Source organism: Methylobacterium sp. WL103 (genome assembly GCF_008039885.1).
Classification (GTDB): Bacteria; Pseudomonadota; Alphaproteobacteria; order Rhizobiales; family Beijerinckiaceae; genus Methylobacterium; species Methylobacterium cerastii.
Genome location: NZ_VRUX01000975.1, coordinates 1 through 1,050 on the forward strand (window position 1 = coordinate 1; position 1,050 = coordinate 1,050).

At 72.9% G+C, this 1,050-nt stretch carries 2 protein-coding genes; both read left to right on the forward strand.

The features are described 5' to 3' along the window. Nucleotides 1-270 (forward strand): hypothetical protein (locus FV222_RS30270; RefSeq protein ID WP_210248520.1); only part of this gene is annotated, 270 nt, incomplete at its 5' end. 15 nt (nt 271-285) lie between these two features. Then, the coding region (locus tag FV222_RS27150; RefSeq protein ID WP_147816232.1) for a LysR substrate-binding domain-containing protein at nt 286-1,050 on the forward strand (765 nt) is incomplete at its 3' end.

Consider the following 1,050-nt stretch of genomic DNA (forward strand, 5'->3'; position numbering starts at 1 on the left):
GCACAGGACGACGAGGCCGCCCGAGGCGCCGGCGAGCGCGTAGCCCGCCGCGCCGACGAACGTGCCCAGAACCAGCACCGTACGCAGGCCGAGCCGGCGGGCGGGGCGGCGAGGCTTGAGTCGGCGAGGCTTGAGTCGGCGAGGCTTGAGTCGGCGAGGCTTGGAGGAGCAAGGCTTTCGGCGGGCGAGGTTCGGCTGTCGGCGTTCATGGCCGGCACGATGCCGTCCTCGCGGTCCCCCGACAAACGCCTTATGCTGACGCACGTGTGAGGAAAGCTGACACGCATGCGTCGCCGGTTGCCGCCGCTGAATGCGTTGAAGGCCTTCGAAGCTGCCGGCCGGCACCAGAGCTTCACCCTTGCCGCGGCCGAGCTCCGCGTGACCCACGGTGCGGTGAGCCGGCACGTGCAGGCGCTCGAGGCTTGGCTCGGGGCTTGGCTCGGGGCGCCGCTGTTCGAGCGCCACAACCGCCGCGTGGTGCTCACCGAGGTCGGGCGCGCCTACCTCGCCGAGATCGGTGCCGCCCTCGACCGCGTGGCCCTCGCCAGCGCTCGGCAGATCGAGCGCGGACGAACGCGGGTGTTGCACGTGAACGCGCTCGCGACCTTCACCCTGCGCTGGCTGATCCCGCGCCTCTCGGCCTTCCAGCGGGCCAACCCTGCGATCGAGGTGCGGCTGACAACCTCGAACGTGCCGCTCGCCCACCTCGCCGAACCGTTCGACGTCGCGATCCGCGGCGGCCCGGACGCGTATCCGGATCACGCCGCGGTCGCCTTCCTGCCCGAGCGGCGCATCCCGGTCTGCAGCCCGGCGCTGCTGCGACGCCTGCCGCTTCGGGTGCCGGCGGACCTGGCGCGGCATACGCTGCTGCATGCGGCGACGCTGCCCGAGGTCTGGCCGCACTGGCTGCAGGCCGCGGGCGTGCCGAACCTGCGCCCGCAGCGCTCAGTGACGCTGGAACATTTCTACTTGACGCTGCAGGCCGCCCTCGACGGCCTCGGCGTGGCGATGGGCCCGGAGCGGCTGGTCGCCGACGACGTGGCCGCGGGG